Source organism: Mycobacterium sp. 1245852.3, assembly GCF_001669335.1.
GTDB classification, from domain to species: domain Bacteria; phylum Actinomycetota; class Actinomycetes; order Mycobacteriales; family Mycobacteriaceae; genus Mycobacterium; species Mycobacterium europaeum_A.
Genome location: NZ_LZLL01000202.1, coordinates 1 through 17631 on the forward strand (window position 1 = coordinate 1; position 17631 = coordinate 17631).

Annotated in this window: 16 protein-coding genes and 3 pseudogenes; 15 read left to right on the forward strand and 4 right to left on the reverse strand. The window is 67.8% G+C overall.

What is annotated here, in order from left to right; all coding sequences use genetic code 11:
* Positions 1-926, forward strand: a 926-nt coding sequence (locus tag A9W96_RS09155; protein WP_156765171.1) for a VWA domain-containing protein, incomplete at its 5' end; no start/stop codon positions are given.
* A gap of 19 nt (positions 927-945) precedes the next feature.
* A pseudogene (locus A9W96_RS30285) lies at positions 946-1380 on the forward strand (cob(I)yrinic acid a,c-diamide adenosyltransferase); the annotation flags it as partial.
* Here the strand turns inward: A9W96_RS30285 and A9W96_RS09160 are convergent.
* The 3 genes and pseudogenes from A9W96_RS09160 to mqo form a co-directional block, all read right to left on the reverse strand.
* Positions 1372-2317, reverse strand: a pseudogene (locus A9W96_RS09160) (ATP-binding protein); the annotation flags it as partial. The pseudogenes A9W96_RS30285 and A9W96_RS09160 overlap by 9 nt on opposite strands.
* Positions 2314-2784, reverse strand: a complete 471-nt coding sequence (locus A9W96_RS09165) for a GNAT family N-acetyltransferase (protein WP_066877891.1) — start codon at positions 2782-2784, stop codon at positions 2314-2316. The gene A9W96_RS09165 and the pseudogene A9W96_RS09160, both read right to left, overlap by 4 nt.
* A complete protein-coding gene (gene mqo / locus A9W96_RS09170; RefSeq protein WP_082972111.1) occupies positions 2781-4307 on the reverse strand; it encodes a malate dehydrogenase (quinone) in 1527 nt (508 codons plus the stop codon). Before mqo ends, A9W96_RS09165 begins: the two co-directional genes overlap by 4 nt.
* A gap of 159 nt (positions 4308-4466) precedes the next feature.
* Between mqo and A9W96_RS09175 the strand changes: the two genes are divergently transcribed.
* Together A9W96_RS09175 and mtr are read left to right on the forward strand one after the other, a co-directional pair.
* On the forward strand, positions 4467-5474 hold the full coding sequence (locus A9W96_RS09175) for an alpha/beta hydrolase (RefSeq protein ID WP_066866990.1): 1008 nt from the start codon (positions 4467-4469) through the stop codon (positions 5472-5474).
* Between the two features lie 4 nt (positions 5475-5478).
* On the forward strand, positions 5479-6858 hold the full coding sequence (mtr, locus tag A9W96_RS09180) for a mycothione reductase (protein ID WP_067139154.1): 1380 nt from the start codon (positions 5479-5481) through the stop codon (positions 6856-6858).
* Between the two features lie 2 nt (positions 6859-6860).
* Here the strand turns inward: mtr and A9W96_RS09185 are convergent, their stop codons facing one another.
* On the reverse strand, positions 6861-7352 hold the full coding sequence (locus tag A9W96_RS09185; protein WP_067139156.1) for a Fur family transcriptional regulator: 492 nt from the start codon (positions 7350-7352) through the stop codon (positions 6861-6863).
* Between the two features lie 157 nt (positions 7353-7509).
* On the opposite strand from A9W96_RS09185, the gene A9W96_RS09190 reads away from it, so the two are divergent.
* The 11 genes and pseudogenes from A9W96_RS09190 to A9W96_RS09240 all read left to right on the forward strand — a co-directional run bounded on the left by A9W96_RS09190 (position 7510) and on the right by A9W96_RS09240 (position 17630).
* On the forward strand, positions 7510-8622 hold the full coding sequence (locus A9W96_RS09190) for a HoxN/HupN/NixA family nickel/cobalt transporter (protein ID WP_067139159.1): 1113 nt from the start codon (positions 7510-7512) through the stop codon (positions 8620-8622).
* A 99-nt stretch (positions 8623-8721) separates the two neighbouring features.
* The gene (locus tag A9W96_RS09195; protein WP_067139162.1) at positions 8722-9057 is read left to right on the forward strand and encodes a hydrogenase maturation nickel metallochaperone HypA; all 336 of its coding nucleotides are present in this window, start codon (positions 8722-8724) and stop codon (positions 9055-9057) included.
* Positions 9058-9085: 28 nt separating this feature from the next.
* Positions 9086-9859 carry a hydrogenase nickel incorporation protein HypB gene (hypB, locus tag A9W96_RS09200; RefSeq protein ID WP_067139165.1) on the forward strand — a complete coding sequence of 258 codons (774 nt, stop codon included), beginning with the start codon at positions 9086-9088 and terminating at the stop codon, positions 9857-9859.
* A 256-nt stretch (positions 9860-10115) separates the two neighbouring features.
* A complete protein-coding gene (locus A9W96_RS09205) occupies positions 10116-11171 on the forward strand; it encodes a hydrogenase expression protein HypE (protein ID WP_066870342.1) in 1056 nt (351 codons plus the stop codon).
* A 102-nt stretch (positions 11172-11273) separates the two neighbouring features.
* Positions 11274-13073: a nickel-dependent hydrogenase large subunit gene (locus tag A9W96_RS09210; protein ID WP_066876127.1), complete on the forward strand. Its 1800-nt coding sequence runs from the start codon at positions 11274-11276 to the stop codon at positions 13071-13073.
* A 50-nt stretch (positions 13074-13123) separates the two neighbouring features.
* Complete coding sequence (locus A9W96_RS09215; protein ID WP_067139168.1) at positions 13124-14056, forward strand: NifU family protein; 933 nt, start codon at positions 13124-13126, stop codon at positions 14054-14056.
* Positions 14057-14102: 46 nt separating this feature from the next.
* A complete protein-coding gene (locus A9W96_RS09220) occupies positions 14103-14747 on the forward strand; it encodes a DUF5947 family protein (protein WP_067139171.1) in 645 nt (214 codons plus the stop codon).
* Positions 14744-15385 (forward strand): DUF6084 family protein, encoded by a 642-nt coding sequence (locus tag A9W96_RS09225; protein WP_066870329.1) that lies wholly within the window; start codon positions 14744-14746, stop codon positions 15383-15385. The genes A9W96_RS09220 and A9W96_RS09225 overlap by 4 nt, the downstream gene beginning before the upstream one ends.
* Positions 15382-16744: pseudogene (locus A9W96_RS09230) on the forward strand (hypothetical protein); the annotation flags it as partial. The gene A9W96_RS09225 and the pseudogene A9W96_RS09230, both read left to right, overlap by 4 nt.
* 127 nt (positions 16745-16871) lie before the next feature.
* Positions 16872-17363, forward strand: a complete 492-nt coding sequence (locus tag A9W96_RS09235; protein WP_067139178.1) for a hydrogenase maturation protease — start codon at positions 16872-16874, stop codon at positions 17361-17363.
* 3 nt (positions 17364-17366) lie between these two features.
* Complete coding sequence (locus A9W96_RS09240) at positions 17367-17630, forward strand: HypC/HybG/HupF family hydrogenase formation chaperone (protein ID WP_066870320.1); 264 nt, start codon at positions 17367-17369, stop codon at positions 17628-17630.
* Position 17631 lies beyond the last annotated feature (1 nt).

Sequence of the window (17631 nt, forward strand, 5' to 3'; positions counted from 1 at the left end):
ACCCCAACCCCGACCCCGATCCCGACCCGCCCGGCGGTGGTCAGTCCACCGACGCGGAAGAAACCGCGTCGCAACAGAACTCGGCACGGGACGGCAAGCCGGCCCCGCCGAAGACCAGACCCAGTGCGCCGCCGTCGAAAACCTTTCCCACCCGCGCGCTGCGGGTTCCCGGTGTCGGCGAGGGCGCGCCCGGGCGGCGGTCCCGGGCCCGCAACGCCAGCGGCAGCGTCATCGCCGCCACCGACGCCGATGACGCGAGCTGCGGCGGCCACGGACTGCACCTGTTCGCCACCCTCCTGTCGGCCGCCGAGCGCGCCGGTTCCGGGCCGTTGCGGCCGCAGCCCGACGATCTGCGCCGCGCCGTGCGCGAGGGCCGCGAAGGCAATCTGGTGATCTTCGTCGTGGACGCGTCGGGTTCGATGGCCGCCCGCGATCGCATGGCCGCTGTCGGCGGCGCCACGCTGTCGCTGCTGCGCGACGCGTATCAGCGGCGCGACAAGGTCGCCGTGATCACGTTCCGCCACCAGGAGGCGCGGCTGCTGTTGCCGCCGACCTCGTCGGCGCACATCGCCGGGCGGCGACTGGCGCGGTTCGACACCGGCGGCAAAACCCCGCTGGCCGAGGGCCTGCTGGCCGCGCGCGAGCTCATCGTGCGGGAGAAGGCCCGCGACCGGGCGCGGCGTCCCCTGGTGGTGGTGCTGACCGACGGCCGGGCCACCGCCGGGCCGGATCCGTTGGGCCGCACCCGGATCGCGGCGGCAAGGCTGGTCGCCGAGGGCGTGGCCGCCGTGGTGGTCGACTGCGAGACGTCCTTTGTGCGGCTGGGCCTGGCCGGGCAACTGGCCCGCCAGCTGGGCGCGCCGGCGATCCGGCTGGAGCAGCTGCACGCCGATTCCCTGACGCGCGCTGTGCGCGACGCGGCCTGAGCGAAAGGGTTAAGCGCTTATGCCACAGGGTGTTCCAGCGCAGGTTCCCGATGACGGCCTGACCACGCGGGCGCGGCGCCACACGCCCGTGCTGGCTGTGCACACCGGCGCCGGCAAGGGAAAGTCCACAGCCGCATTTGGAATGGCGTTGCGGGCCTGGAACGCCGGCCTGTCGGTCGCGGTGTTCCAGTTCGTCAAAAGCGCCAAGTGGAAGGTGGGCGAGGAGGCGGTCTTCGGTCAGCTGGGCCAACTGCACGACCAGCACGGGATCGGTGGTTGTGTGGAATGGCACAAGATGGGCGCGGGCTGGTCCTGGACCCGCAAGGCGGGCAGCGACGTCGATCACGCGGCGGCCGCGGCCGACGGCTGGGCGGAGATCGCGCGCCGGCTGGTCGATGAGCGCCACGACTTCTACGTGCTGGACGAGTTCACCTATCCGCTGAAGTGGGGTTGGGGTCGGGGTCAGGGTCGGAACCGGCCCGCGCCAGGGCCTCATCCAGCTGGTCGCGGTCGATGCCCGGGTCGTCGAACGGGTCGCGGCGGCGCCGATGCGGCAACGCCAGTTCGGCGGCCACCCGGATGTCGGATTCCGCGACGGTGTCCGCGCCGCGCCAGGCCGCATGCGCGACGGCGGTGCGGGCCACCACCAGATCGGCGCGCATCCCGTCGACGTCGAACGCCGCGCACAGCGCCGCGATGCGCCGTAATTCGTTGTCGGGCAACACCACATCGCCGACGAGCGCGCGCGCCGCGGCGATGCGCCGGGCCAGCTCGGCATCGGCGTCGGCGTAGCGCGCGGCGAAACCCTCCGGGTCGGCCTCGTAGGCCATCCGCTGCCGGATGACCTGCACCCGCACGTCGACGTCGCGCGAGGCATGGACGTCGACGGTGAGCCCGAACCGATCCAGCAGTTGCGGACGCAATTCGCCCTCTTCGGGATTCATGGTGCCGATCAACACGAACCGGGCCTCATGCGAGTGGGAGATGCCGTCGCGTTCGATGTGCACCCGGCCCATCGCCGCGGCGTCGAGCAGCACGTCGACCAGGTGGTCATGCAGCAGGTTGACCTCGTCGACGTACAGCACCCCGCCGTGCGCCCGGGCCAGCAGGCCCGGCGAGAACGCGTGCTCGCCGTCGCGCAGCACCCGCTGCAGATCCAGCGAGCCGATCACGCGGTCTTCGGTTGCCCCGAGCGGCATTTCGACCAGCCCGGCGTCGCTGCCGGTGGCGTCGGACAGCAATGCCGCGAGGCCGCGCACGGCCGTCGACTTGGCGGTGCCCTTCTCGCCGCGGATCAGCGCGCCGCCGATCTCCGGGCGCACGGCGCACAGCAAGAGCGCCAGGCGCAGCTGATCGTGCCCGACGATCGCGCTGAACGGGTAGGGCTTCACCGTTTAGCCGCCAATCCCGAACCGGGCCGCAGCATGGGCACGTGCGGAACACCGTCGTCAAGGAAATCGTCGCCGTCGCGCACGAATCCGTGCTGGGCGTACATCTCCGCCAGATACGTCTGCGCGTTGATCCGGCACGGATAGTCGCCCACCTCGGCCAGCGCCGCGCGCAGCAGCCGGGTGGTGTGGCCCTGACCGCGCGCATTGCGTTTTGTACACAGTCGCCCGATCCGGAACGCCTTTTCACCTCCGGCGTGCTCCTCCATCAGCCGCAGGGTGGAGATCACCTCGCCGTCCGGCGTTTCCAGCCAGAAGTGCCGGGTTTCGGCCAGCAGGTCCCGCCCGTCCAGTTCCGGATACGGGATCGCCTGTTCGACGACGAATACCTCCACCCTCAGCTTGAGTAACTCGTAAAGTGTTTGAGCGTCAAGATCTTTGGCCCAAATACGTCGCAGTGCTTCTGTCACTGGCGCCGCTCCTCCTCATCGCTTGCGGGAGCTACGCCCGCATCGCTCAACCCCAAAACCCGCGTTCCCCAGGAAAAGACTTCGTCGTACAGCGCCGGCTCATCCGACAGCGTCGCCCCCAGCGACGGGACCATCTCTTTGAGCGCGGGCAGCCACGACTGAAAGCGGGTGGCAAAACAGCGTTCCAGCACACCGAGCATGATCGGCACGGCGGTCGATGCCCCCGGAGAGCCGCCGAGCAGGCCCGCGATGCTTCCGTCGGCCGCACCCACCACCGTGGTGTCGAAGTCGAGCACCCCGCCCTTGCGTTTGTCCCGCCGAATCACCTGCACCCGCTGACCGGCCACCGTCGGCTCCCAATCCGAACCCTGTGCGCTGGGGGCGAATTCGCGCAGCATGCGCAGCCGGTCCGGGGCGGACAGCCGCAGCTGGCCGACCAGGTACCTGACCAGCGTCAGCTGCGTGATGCCGACGCCGACCAGGGAGGCCAGGTTGTTCGGTTTGACCGAACGGGGCAGATCGGTGAAGTGGCCGTGTTTCAAGAACTTCGGCGACCAGCCGGCGTACGGGCCGAACACCAGCCACGGCTTGCCGTTGACATAGCGCAGGTCGAGATGCAGCGCACCCAGCGGCGGGGCGCCCGGCGCGGGCGCGCCGTATACCTTGGCGCGGTGCGCGGCCGTCAGCGCCGGGTTGTCGGCGCGCAGGAACCGCCCGCCGATCGGGAATCCCGCGAAACCTCTCACCTCGCCGATGCCGGACTTCTGCAACAGCGGCAGCGCGTCACCGCCTGCCCCGACGAAGACGAATTTGGCGTTCAGCCGGTGCTTTTCGCCGGTGCGCCGGTTGCGGACCAGTAGCGTCCAGGTGCCGTCGGGCTGGCGGGACAGGTTGCGGACCTCGTTACCGAACAACGCGGTCGCGCCGCCGCGCACGCAGAACCCGACGAGTTGTCGTGACAGGGCGCCGAAGTCGACGTCGGTGCCGTGGGCGGCCCAGTTCAGCGCCGTCGGTTCGGAGAAGTCGCGCCCGGCGGACATGAACGGTAGCCGGCGGGCGAACTCACCGGAGTCCTCGATCAATTCGATGCCGGCGAACAGCGGGTTGGGCGCCAGGGCCCGTTGCCGTCGCCGGAGGTAGTCGACGCGCTGCGCGCCGCGCACGAAGCTCGCGTGCGGGATCGCGGTGAGGAATCCTCGGTCGGTCAGGATGCCGTTCTCGACGGCGTAGGCCCAGAACTGGCGGGTCACCTGGAATTGCTCGTTGATGCGCACCGCTTTGCTGATGTCGATCGAGCCGTCGGCGCGCTGCGGCGTGTAGTTCAGCTCGCACAGCGCCGAATGCCCGGTGCCGGCGTTGTTCCAGGGGCTGCTGCTCTCGGCGGCGACGGCGTCCAGGCGCTCCACGAAGGTCATCGACCAGTCCGGCTGCAGCCGGCGCAGCAACGCTCCCAGCGTCGCGCTCATGATGCCTGCGCCCACCAGCACGACGTCCGTCCGCGTGGTTGTGGCTAGCGCTGACACCGGCTTGCTGGTCCTTCCCTTGGCTGGGCCGATCCTCAGGTTATCCCGAGCCCATGTCGCCGCGAACGGCGTGCGGCACCCCGTGGCCAGCAAAAGCTCTAAGCTGGCTTGGTGAAAGGCGGGGCGACTGGCGGGGTGACCGGCGAAGCGACCGGCTGGGTGCCCGATGTCCTCCCCGGTTATTGGCAGCGCACCATCGTCCTGGGGTCCGATCCTGCCGGCGAGGGTGACATCGTCGCGACCCTGATACGGCGCGGCCCCGAGTCCCGGCAGTCGGGCCGGCGGCCTGATGGGCGCGCGGTGCTCGCGGTGCACGGTTACACCGACTACTTCTTCCACACCGAACTGGCCGACCATTTCGCGGCCCGTGGCTTCACCTTCTACGCGCTCGACCTGCACAAGTGTGGGCGGTCGCGGCGCGACGGCCAGACGCCGCACTTCATCACCGACCTCACCAACTACCAGACCGAACTCGACCAGGCGCTGGCCGCGGTCGCAGAACACGGCCAGGTGCTGGTGTACGCGCATTCCGCGGGTGGGCTCATCGTGTCGCTGTGGCTGGACCGGCTGCGCCGACGAAACCCGGCCGCCCACGCGGCCGTTCGCGGCCTGGTGCTCAACAGCCCGTTCTTGGAGTTGCCCGGGCCGCCGATCCTGCGGCATTCCGTGACGGTGGCGCTGATCGCGGGCCTGTCCCGGGTGCGGTCCAAGGGGGTGGCCCGCTCGCCGGGTGAGGGTGGCTACGGCACCACGTTGCACCGCGACTACGGCGGCGAGTTCGACTACGACCTGCAGTGGAAACCGGTCGGCGGCTTCCCCATCACCTTCGGTTGGCTGCACGCCATCCGCCGCGGCCAGGCCCGGCTGCATCGCGGCCTGGACGTCGGTGTACCCAACCTGATCCTGCGCTCGGACCACAGTGTGCACGAAAGCACCGATTCGGCGGCCATGCAGCGCGGCGACGCGGTCCTCGACGTCACCCAGATCGCCCGCTGGGCCGGCTGTATCGGCAACCGCGGCAGCGTAGTTCCGGTGCCCGACGCCAAGCACGACGTGTTCTTGTCGCTGCAGGGGCCACGCGAAGTCGCCTATCGGGAGCTGGACCTCTGGCTGGACGGCTACCTGCGCGCCGACAACGACGCCTCGGCATCGCTGCGAAAGGGGTGACGGCTTGGAGACTTACGACGTCGCGATCATCGGAACCGGTTCGGGCAACAGCATTCTCGATGACCGGTTCGCCGAAAAGCGGGTGGCGATCTGCGAAGAGGGCACGTTCGGTGGCACCTGCCTGAACGTCGGGTGCATCCCGACGAAGATGTTCGTCTACGCCGCAGAGGTAGCCCAGACCATCCGGGGCGCGGCGCGTTTCGGCATCGACGCACGCATCGACCGGGTGCGCTGGGACGACATCGTCTCGCGCGTCTTCGGGCGCATCGACCCGATCGGGGTCAGCGGTGAGGATTACCGGAACGCCGCACCCAACATCGATGTCTACAATCAGCACACCCGATTCGGCGGCGTGCAGGCCGACGGCCGCTACCTGTTGCGCACCGATGCGGGCGACGAATTCGCGGCCGACCAGGTGGTGATCGCCGCCGGGGCACGAGCGGTGGTGCCCCCGGCGATCCTCGAGTGCGGCGCCCGGTACTACACCAGCGACACGATCATGCGAATCTCGGAGCTGCCCGAGCATCTGGTGATCGTCGGGGGCGGCTTCGTGGCAGCCGAATTCGCCCACATCTTCTCCTCGCTGGGCTCGCGGGTCACCCTGGTGATCCGGGGCTCTGCCCTGCTGCGGCATTGCGACGACATCGTGTGCAAGCGCTTCACCCGCATCGCGTCGAGCAAATGGGAGCTGCACACCCACCGCAACGTCGTGGGCGCCGAGAACCAGGGCTCGGACGTCGCGGTGGAACTCGACAACGGGCACACGGTGCACGCCGACGCGCTGCTGGTGGCGACCGGGCGGGTCTCCAACGCCGATCGACTCGACCTCGAGCAGGCCGGTGTCGCCGTCGAGGACGGCCTGGTGGCCGTCGACTGTTACCAGCGCACCACGGCGCGTGGCGTCTTCGCCCTCGGCGACGTCTCCTCGCCGTATCAGCTCAAGCATGTCGCCAACCACGAGGCGCGCGTCGTGCAGCACAACCTGCTCTGCGACTGGGACGACACCGACGCGATGGCACTCACCGACCACCGCTACGTGCCGTCGGCGGTGTTCACCGATCCGCAGATCGCCTACGTCGGGCTGACCGAAAACGAAGCCATCGCACAGGGTTTCAAGATCTCGACCAAGATTCAGGACTACGCCGACGTCGCCTACGGCTGGGCGTCGGAGGACACCACCGGGATCGTCAAGCTCATCGCCGAGCGCGGCACCGGGCGGCTGCTGGGCGCGCACATCATGGGAACCCAGGCATCGTCGATCATCCAGCCGTTGGTCCAGGCCATGAGCTTCGGACTCACCGCGCCGGAGATGGCCCGCGGCCAGTACTGGATCCATCCGGCGCTGCCCGAGGTGGTGGAGAACGCCCTACTGGGCCTGCGCTGACCTCAACGCCGGCGCGAGCGCGCGTCGCCCTCGTCGTCCTGGCACTGCGGGCACAGGCCGTGCAACGTCAGCCCCGCCGCCTCCGAGAGCGCGAAGGAACTGCCCGCCATCGCGTGCTCGAGCGCCGAACTCAGCTGCCGGGCGGGCACCTCGATGATGGTGCCGCAGTTCGTACATACCGCGTGATGGTGCGGCGCGGTGGCCAGCCCGTAGGTCGTCACGCCGCCCTCGAGCGTCAACGCGTGCAACACCCCCTGATCGACCAGCGTCGTCACCGTGCGGTAGACGGTCGCCACGTCGGGCGCATGGGTGCCGGGCGGCAGACATTCGCGCAGCCGCTTGTCGATCTCGGCGACCGGCAGGTGACCGTTGACGGGCTCGAGCACCGCCAGCACCTGAATTCGCGAGGCCATCCGCCGCAGCCCCCGGGCGCGCAGCAGATCGCCGATCCGCTCGGTGACCGACGCATCCAGTACCGACGGGTTGGGCGCCACCGGTTCAGTGTCGTCCCCATGCGGCCGGATCGCCAGTCCCGGGCGCGATCGGCGGCACCCGAATTCCTGCGACTCACTTGCATCTGGCGAGCCGCGGTACTTACAGTCGTGCCGGTTGTCTCAGCCGATACCGCAAGGACGCGCCGGAAGGACCCCAGTGGCCAGCACCGAGATCGACCGGCGGCCGTCACGAACGAGCAGGCTTCGCGGCGCCCTGACGCGGGCGGAGCGGTGGCGGCTGGCGACGATGCTGGCGGTGATCGTCGCGCTACACCTGCTCGGCTGGCTCACCATGATTCTGCTCGTGGCACCGGCCCAATACAGCTTGGGCGGCAAGGCATTTGGTGTCGGCATCGGACTGACGGCCTACACCCTGGGCATGCGGCACGCGTTCGACGCCGACCATATCGCCGCTATCGACAACACCACCCGCAAGCTGATGAACGATGGGCAACGCCCGCTGGCGGTGGGCTTCTTCTTCTCCCTGGGCCACTCCACCGTGGTGTTCGGGCTGGCCTTGCTGCTGGCGTGCGGGGTGAAGGCGGTCGTCGGCCCGGTCGAGGACGACTCCTCGACGCTGCACCATTACACCGGGCTGATCGGCACCAGCGTCTCGGGCGTGTTCCTCTACGCCATCGCGCTGCTCAACCTCATCGTCCTGGTCGGCATCCTGCGGGTGTTCACCCGACTGCGGCGGGGCGAATACGATCCCGACACCGACGCGGCCGAACTGGAACGGCAACTGGGCAACCGTGGGCTGATCAACCGGTTGCTCGGCCGCTTCACCAAGTCGATCACCAAGTCCTGGCACTGCTATCCCGTCGGGCTGTTGTTCGGGCTTGGTTTCGACACCGCCACCGAGATCGCCCTCCTGGTGCTGGCCGGCACCAGCGCCGCGGCCGGGCTGCCCTGGTACGCCATCATGTGCCTGCCGGTGCTGTTCACCGCGGGCATGTGCCTGCTGGACACCATCGACGGCTCGTTCATGAATTTCGCCTACGGCTGGGCCTTTTCCAATCCGGTGCGCAAGATCTACTACAACATCACCATCACCGCGCTGTCGGTGGCCGTCGCGTGGGTGATCGGCAGCATCGAACTGCTCGTCCTGTTCGCCGACCAGTTCGGTTGGCGGGGCCCGTTCTGGAGCTGGATCGGCGGGCTGGACCTCAACGCGATCGGCTACATCGTCGTCGCCATGTTCGTCGCCACCTGGGCGGTGGCCCTTCTCGTCTGGCGCTACGGACGCATCGAAGAGAAGTGGACCTCCTGAGTCGACCAACAGCCTGACCGCAAATCGCCGTTCGGGTGTAGAACAGTGCTCATGGGCTCGTTGGCCTGCGCCCGGCTCGCGGATCGCCGGTGATCGGCGATGCACGAGCTGTCGCTGTGTGAAGCGATCGCCGGTGTGGTCAGGGATCACGCCGCCGGCCGCCACGTCGACGTGGTGCGGGTGCGGGTCGGTGCGCTGCGCCAGGTGGTGCCCGAGTCGCTGTCCTTCTGCTGGACGCTCGTCCGCGACGCCGAGGACATGCCGGACGCCGAACTCGAACTCGAATGCGTCGGCGCCGAAGTCCGGTGCCGCGCCTGCGGCGGGCAGTCCGAGATCACCTCGCCCTGGTCGATCTGGTGTCCGCGGTGTGACAGTCCCGACGTCGAGGTGCTGCGCGGCAACGAATTCCTGGTGACCTCGCTGGACGTGTCATGAAAAAGATGTCTCGTGAAAGGCGTTGACGATGGGTAGATTTCATCGGCACGACGACGGGACCGTGCACACCCACTCCCACGATGACCTCCCGCACAACCACGACCGCGGCGACCACAGCCGCTATCAGACCGGCGGCCAGCGCGTCGAGGTGCTGGAGGCGATCTTCGCCGAGAACGACATGCGGGCCGACGCCAATCGGGCGGCGTTCGAGCGCAACGGGGTACGCACCCTCAACCTGATGAGCTCCCCGGGCTCCGGCAAGACCACCATCCTGCGGGCCACCCTCGACGAACTCGCCGGCGACCTGGCCATCGGGGTGATCGAGGGCGATATCGCCACCGACCTGGACGCGGCCAAGCTCAGGGGCCGCGGCGCCCAGGTGTCACTGCTCAACACCAGCAACGGATTTGGTGGCGAGTGCCACCTCGACGCGCCCATGGTCAACCGGGCACTGCGCGGCCTCGACCTGGCCGCGCTGGATTTGGTGGTCATCGAGAACGTCGGCAATCTGGTCTGCCCGGCGGAATTCGACGTCGGCGAACACGCCAAGGCCATGGTCTACTCGGTGACCGAGGGCGAGGACAAGCCGCTGAAGTATCCGGTGATGTTCCGGTCTGTCGACGTGGTGCTGCTGAACAAGATCGACCTGGTGCCCCACCTGGACGTGGACGTCGACAGCTACATCGCCCACGTCCGCAAAGTCAATGCGACAGCTTCGATTTTGCCGGTCAGTGCCCGCACCGGCGATGGTATGGCCGCGTGGTTCGGCTGGCTGCGGCGCTTCGCCACGGATGAGGACTGAACGGCGCCTCCGCCCGCGCACTCCTGCGAAACGTTCGCAGGAGCAGCGCCCCGTTTCGACGCAACCGTCGCGGCGGATCAGCTAAGCTCGACAAGGCTTTTCACCACTGTACAACATGTGCCTACTAATCAGTAATGTCGAACCGTTGACAACGCCCAATAGCGGGAGTAGACCCAAAAAATAGCGCTGCGCAAGTGGGCCGACGGTCGACTCCGGCGGCGCCAGGAGCCCCAGCCCGGCTCCGGAAAGCTGCAGCATGCCAACGGAAGCAGCAGTCAAGGCAGAACAAACATTGATCCATGTTCTATGGATAAACGCGGGCCTCAGTTGTGACGGCGATTCGGTGGCATTGACTGCTGCCACCCAGCCCAGCGTCGAGGAGATCGCCTTGGGAGCGTTGCCCGGACTCCCCCAGGTCGCGGTGCACTGGCCCCTGATCGACTTCGAATGCGGACCCAACGGAGGCGCGGACGACTTCCTGGAGTGGTTCTTCAAAGCCGATCGCGGCGAGCTGGAACCCTTTGTTCTCGTGGTCGAAGGCTCCATCCCGAACGAGAAGATCAAGGACGAGGGCTATTGGTGCGGCTTCGGCAACGACCCCGCCACCGGGCAGCCGATGACCACCAGTGAGTGGCTCGACCGGTTGGCGCCCAAGGCCACCGCCATCGTGGCGGTGGGGACCTGCGCCACCTACGGGGGCATCCACGCGATGGCCGGCAACCCGACGGGGGCGATGGGCGTGCCGGACTACCTGGGCTGGGACTGGAAGAGCAAGGCGGGCATCCCGATCGTGTGCGTGCCGGGCTGCCCGATCCACCCGGACAACCTGTCGGAGACGTTGACCTACCTGCTGTACATGGCGACCGGTCAGGCACCGATGATCCCGCTCGACGACGCGCTACGGCCACAGTGGCTGTTCGGCAAGACCGTGCACGAGGGCTGCGACCGGGCCGGCTACTACGAGCAGGGCGACTTCGCCACCGAGTACGGGTCGCCGAAATGCATTGTGAAGCTTGGCTGTTGGGGACCCGTGGTCAAATGCAATGTGCCCAAGCGCGGATGGATCAACGGCGTCGGGGGTTGCCCCAACGTCGGCGGAATCTGCATTGGCTGCACCATGCCGGGGTTCCCGGACAAGTTCATGCCGTTCATGGACGAGCCGCCGGGCGGCAAGATCTCGAGCACCGCGTCGGGCTTGTACGGAGCCGTGATTCGCAGTCTGAGGGGTATCACGGAACGCACCGTCGACAAGGAGCCGCGGTGGCGCCACAACGGCGACCAACTCACCACTGGAGCGCGCCGCACCTGGTAGGTCACCTACCGGGTCGGTGCGCTCCTTATCCACATTCGTAGCCGAAGAGCCGTCGCCGCATCAGCCGACGCGCAAGCAGCCACAGCGGGAAGAAGTAACGCGATGACAACCATCAGCCCTGACGCCACCCAAGCCAAGCGGGAACCTGGCCAACTGGTCGACATGGCCTGGGACCCCATCACCAGGATCGTGGGCAGCCTGGGCATCTACACCAAGATCGACTTCGAGAACAAGGAAGTCGTCGAGTGCCACAGCACCTCGTCGATCTTCCGCGGTTACTCGATCTTCATGAAGGGCAAGGATCCTCGCGACGCCCACTTCATCACCAGCCGCATCTGCGGCATCTGCGGTGACAACCACGCCACCTGTTCGTGCTACACGCAGAACATGGCCTACGGCGTCAAGCCACCGCATCTGGGCGAGTGGATCGTCAACCTCGGCGAGGCCGCGGAATACATGTTCGACCACAACATCTTCCAGGAAAACCTGGTCGGCGTGGACTTCTGCGAGAAGATGGTCTCCGAGACCAATCCGAGCATCCTGTCGCTGGCCGAGAAGACGCCCGCCCCGCACGCGGACGCCCACGGGTACCGGACGATCGCGGACATCATGCGCTCGCTCAATCCGTTCAGCGGTGAGTTCTACCGCGAGGCGCTGGTGGTCAGCCGCTGGACGCGAGAGATGTTCTGCCTGATGGAAGGCCGCCACGTGCACCCGTCGACGCTCTACCCCGGCGGGGTAGGCACCGTCGCGACCGTCCAGCTGATGACCGACTACATGACGCGCCTGATGCGGTACGTCGAGTTCATGAAGAAGGTCGTGCCCATGCACGACGATTTGTTCGACTTCTTCTACGAGGCTCTGCCCGGCTACGAGAAGGTCGGGCTGCGCCGGACCCTGCTGGGCTGCTGGGGCTCCTTCCAGGACCCCGAGGTGTGCAACTTCGAATACAAGGACATGGAGCGCTGGGGCAACGCCATGTTCGTCACCCCGGGCGTAGTGGTGGACGGCAAGTTGGTCACCCATTCGCTGGTGGACATCAACCTGGGCATCCGAATCCTTTTGGGCAGTTCGTATTACGACGACTGGACCGACCAGGAGATGTTCGTCAAGACCGATCCGCTGGGCAACTCGGTGGACCGACGCCACCCGTGGAACCAGCACACCAACCCGCACCCGCAGAAGCGCGACATGGAGGGCGGCAAGTACAGCTGGGTGATGTCACCGCGCTGGTTCGACGGCAAGGACCACCTGGCGCTGGACACCGGCGGCGGCCCGCTGGCCCGGCTGTGGTCGACGGCGCTGGCCGGCCTGGTCGACATCGGTTACGTCAAGGCGACCGGCAACAGCGTCAAGATCAACCTGCCCAAGACGGCGCTGAAGGGGCCCGTCGAATTGGAGTGGCACATCCCCAAGTACGGCAGCAACACGATCGAACGTGACCGGGCGCGCACCTACTTCCAGGCCTACGCGGCGGCGTGCGCTTTGCACTTCGCCGAGAAGGCGCTCGAGGAGATCCGCGCCGGGCGCACCAAGACGTGGGAGCGCTTCGAGGTGCCCGACGAGGCCATCGGATGCGGGTTCACCGAGGCGGTGCGCGGCGTGCTCAGCCACCACATGGTGATCCGGGACGGCAAGATCGCCAACTACCACCCGTACCCGCCCACACCGTGGAATGCCAACCCCCGCGACAGTTTTGGCACCCCAGGCCCGTACGAGGACGCGGTGCAGGGGCAACCGATCTTCGAGGAGAACGGCCGGGACAGCTTCAAGGGGATCGACGTCATGCGCACGGTGCGCAGCTTCGATCCGTGCCTGCCATGTGGTGTGCACATGTACCTGGGCAAGGGCAAGACGCTCGACAGACTGCACACGCCCACCCAGTCACCCGCTGCGGAGTGACACATGGCGGAGCCGGGCGCAGCGGGTCGGCACCGTTAAAGGAGTGACGCATGGCGGATCGCCCGGCGAACCCCGAGACCGACACGCAGTGGCGCACAGCTGGCGATCGGATCCAGACACTGCTGGATTCCTGCGCCGCGGGCGGGGCCGCCGCGTATGACCATGCGCAACAACTGGTTCGCGAGGTAGTCGGGCTGTACGGCGCCGGGCTGGAGCGGATCATGCGGATGGCCGCCGATCCCGGGCCGGACGGGGGGCTGGTCGAGCGGCTGGCCACCGACGACCTGGTGGCCAGCCTGCTCCTGGTGCACGGCCTGCATCCGCACGACGTGCACCGCAGGGTCGCCGATGCGCTGGATCGGGTGCGCCCCTACCTGGGTTCGCATGGCGGCGACGTCGACCTGCTCGAGGTCGTTCCAGGCGAACACCCGGACGAATTCACCGTGCGGCTGGCGTTCACAGGCAGCTGCAAGAGCTGCCCGTCGTCGGCGGTCACCCTGGAGCTGGCCGTGCAGGACGCGGTTCGCGCGGCGGCGCCGGAGGTCTCCTCGATCGAGGCGGTCGCCGCCGCCGACACGACCGCTCCGGCGGGCGTCATCCCCGCCGAATCGCTACTGGCGCACGTGCATTCGAACGGACATGGACCTACCACCTGGCACGCGGCCCCCGAGCTTGCCGAGCTGCACCCCGGTGACGTCGCGGGATTCGTCATCGACGGCGTGACCATGTTGGCCTGCCGGGTGGGTGATCGGACATTCGCCTACCGGGATCACTGCCCGGTGTGCGCCGCCTCGATGGCGGGTTCCCAACTGCGCGAGCGGCTGCTGCGCTGCGCGGGCTGCGGGACGGATTTCGACGTCGTCCACGCCGGAACCGCGGCGGTCGATGGTTCGGCCGCTCATCTCGAACCGATTCCCCTGCTGACTCACGACGGCCTGCTGTCGGTGGCGTTGCGGGCCGACGCGATGGGCGCGCCGGCATGACCGCCGGCGACGATGCAGAACGAAGTGATGCTGAGGAGCGGCGCATATGACAGGTCCCTTCGACGTCCTGGCCCGCATCAGGAGCGACCGGCGCGCCCCCGAGCCCGCGGGCGAACGCTGCGAGATGTGCGCCGAGCCGATCGCCGACGAGCACCAGCACGTGGTCAATGTGGCCGGCCGCCAACTCATGTGCGTCTGCCGCGCCTGCTATCTGCTGTTCACCGACTCGGCGGCCGACCTGCGCTACCGCGCGGTGCCCGACCGGTACCTGTCTTTTCCCGATTTCGCGCTGGATCGCCTGGTGTGGGAGGCGCTGCAAATCCCGGTGGGGGTCGCCTTCTTCTTCACCAACTCCGCCCTGGGCCACACCGTCGCCTTCTACCCCGGACCGGCCGGAGCATGCGAATCCGAGCTGGACATGAAGGTCTGGGAAACCATCCGCGACGCCGATTCACGGGTGAGCTTGCTCGCCGACGACGTGGAGGCGCTGCTGGTCCGAGTCGCCGACAGCGCCCAGGATGGGGAATTGCCGCAACCGGAAACGTATTTGGTCCCGATCGACGCCTGCTACGAATTCGTCGGACGCCTGCGCATGTTATGGCGCGGCTTCGACGGCGGCCAGCAGGCCCGCGAATTCATCGACGGCTTCTTCGACCGGCTCGCCGCCCGCGCCGTGAAGACACTCCCATGAACGTCAGCTTCGACGTGCTGGACGTGACGGCCGAGCCGTACACCGTCAGCCCGATGTTGACCGCCCGCGTCGCCGTCACCGCGGCCGGCGACGACCCGGTGCACGCCATCGCCCTGCGTTGCCAGGTCCGCATCGAGCCGCTGCGTCGTTCCTACTCCGACGACGAAGCGGCCGGGCTGATGGACCTGTTCGGCGGCCGCGAACGCTGGGCCAGCACCCAGCGCACCTTCCTCTGGCAGCATTGCACCGCCATGGTGCCCGGCTTCACCGGCCACACCACCGCCACCCTGCCGCTGGATTGCACCTACGACTTCGAGGTGGCCGCCGCCAAATATCTGCACGCGCTGCGCGACGGAGCGGTGCCCCTGCAGTTCCTGTTCAGCGGAACGGTTTTCGTCAACTCCGAGCGCGGGTTCTCGGTGCAGCAGGTGTCGTGGGACTGCGAGGACAACTACGCGATGCCCGTCACGGTCTGGCGCGACCTGGTCGCACAGCACTATCCGAACAGCGGATGGATCCGGCTGAGCCACGAAACCATCACCGAGCTGGCCCGCTACAAGTCGGCCCGCGGGATGCTCGACTTCGACCACGCCGTCACCTCGCTGCTGGATGCCACCGATCGCGAGGTGACCCGATGACGTCGAGTTGGGATCGGGCCCGTACGGTCGCCGACGCGGTGCTCTACGAAGGCTATCTGCTCTACCCGTACCGGGGGACGTCGAGCAAGAACCAATCACGCTGGCAGTTCGGGGTTTTGGGGCCAAGCGGTGCGGTTGAGACCGGCCTGGGCGAGGACGATGCCCTTGCCGCACAGTTTTTGGTCGACGGCGCCCGGACGCTGACGCTGGTGGTGCGGTTCCTGCAATTGCAGCACCGGCGGGCCGAAAGGGCCACCGATGGCGGCGATTTCGAACCCGTCGACGAGCTGAGCACCGCGACCGGATCGTGGCTGACCTGGGACGAGGCGGTGGAGTGCGAGGTCTCCTTCGGCCCCCTCGCGTTCGGCGATCAACCCTGGTCGCTGCCGGTGACGGCACTGGGGGCAACCGACCTCGAGATGTTGGACGGCGGCCGGCTGGTCCGCGAACGCCACGAGATTCGGGGCGTGTTGACCGTCACCAGCCAGCCCGACGGCGACCTGCAACGCGTGTCGGTACGGGTCACCAACACCGGCGCACCCGTGAGCGCACAGGACGATAAAGATTCAGTCATCGCACGATCCTTGATCGGAACGCACCTCATCGCCGAAGTGGTTGGCGGCCGGTTCGTCTCGTTGCTCGAGCCGCCGCAGAGCGCGACCGACGCGGCGTCCCGATGCGCGCAGCATCGCTGCTTCCCAGTGCTGGCCGGCCCCCCGGGCACCGACGACATGCTGCTGATCTCGCCGATCATCCTCTACGACCACCCCGAGGTCGCCGAACAGAGCGACACCGCCCTGTACGACTGCACCGAGATCGACGAGATCCTCACCCTGCGCGTCATGACCATGACCGACGACGAGAAGGCACAGGCCCGGGCCACCGACCCGCGGGCCGCACGGATCATCGACGAATGCGACGCCATGTCGCCCGAGGCCATGGCCCGGCTGCACGGCGTGCTGCGCGATCCGCACGGGCTCGAGGTCTCCGCCGGACTGGTGCCGGAAATTCCCGACGGCATGGACTGGTGGGACCCGATGGCCGACAACGCGGTTCGCCCCGAGATCGACGCGGTGCTGGTGAACGGGGTCCGGGTAGCGCGCGGCAGCAAGGTCCGGTTGCGACCGCGGCGCAACGCCGACGCCCAGGACATCTTCGTCGCCGGCAAGACCGCCCGCGTCACATCGGTGCACGAGGACGTCGAGGGCAACAAGCACGTCGCCGTCGTCGTCGACGAGGACCCAGCCGCCGACCTGCACGACTGGTACGGCCGCTACCTGTACTTCTCCCCCGACGAAGTCGAGCCGCTGCAATCGCAGCACAGCACAAACCCCTGAAAGGAGTTCGTCATGGAAGTCCTCGGTTGGATCTTCATCGCCATGGTCGCGCTGGTGGTCGCAATCGCCCTGGCCCTCGGCGCGATATCCGTGCCCGATGCCCGCCGCTATCTGAAGTTGAGGCGGATGTAGCCGACGCGGGTGCCACCATGACTTCGCGCATCCTGGTAGCCGGGATCGGCAACATCTTCCTGGGCGACGACGGGTTCGGCTCCGAGGTGGTCCGCAACGCCGCACTGCCCCAAGACGATCCGACGGTTCAGGTCATCGACTACGGCATCCGTGGCATGCACCTGGCCTATGACCTGCTCGAGGAGTGGGACACGCTGGTTCTCGTCGACGCCGTGCCCAGCCGGGGCCATCCCGGCACGTTGCACGTCTTTCAGGCCGAGCACGACGGGCCGTCCGAGACGAGCGGCCTGGACGGTCACAGCATGGACCCGGCCGCCGTCTTCGCCAGCCTGCGGGCCCTGGGCGGCCACCCGCCCTACACCGTGGTCGTCGGGTGCGAGGCGGGCAGCGTCCAGGAGGGCATCGGCCTGACCGAGCCGGTCGCCCAGGCCGTCCCCCGGGCGGCGCGGGCGGTCGAAGAGATCGTCGCCGCGCTGCACCCGTCCTCGCCGACCGAAAAGGGGTGCTGAGCCATGTGTTTGGGCATACCCGGCCAGGTCATCGGAATGCTGGACGGTTTCGAGGGCCAGCTGGCACTGGTCGACGTCACCGGCGAACAGCGCAAGGTCAATGTCGGCATGTTGCCGGACGAGACGTTCGCGCCCGGTGACTGGGTGATCATCCACATGGGCTTCGTCGTCGAGAAGACCGATCAGGCCGGCGCCGAACAGGCCATGGCCGGGCTGGAGTTGATGGGCCGGGGCCGCGCGGGCCCCGCACTGAGCCCGGAGGCTTGAG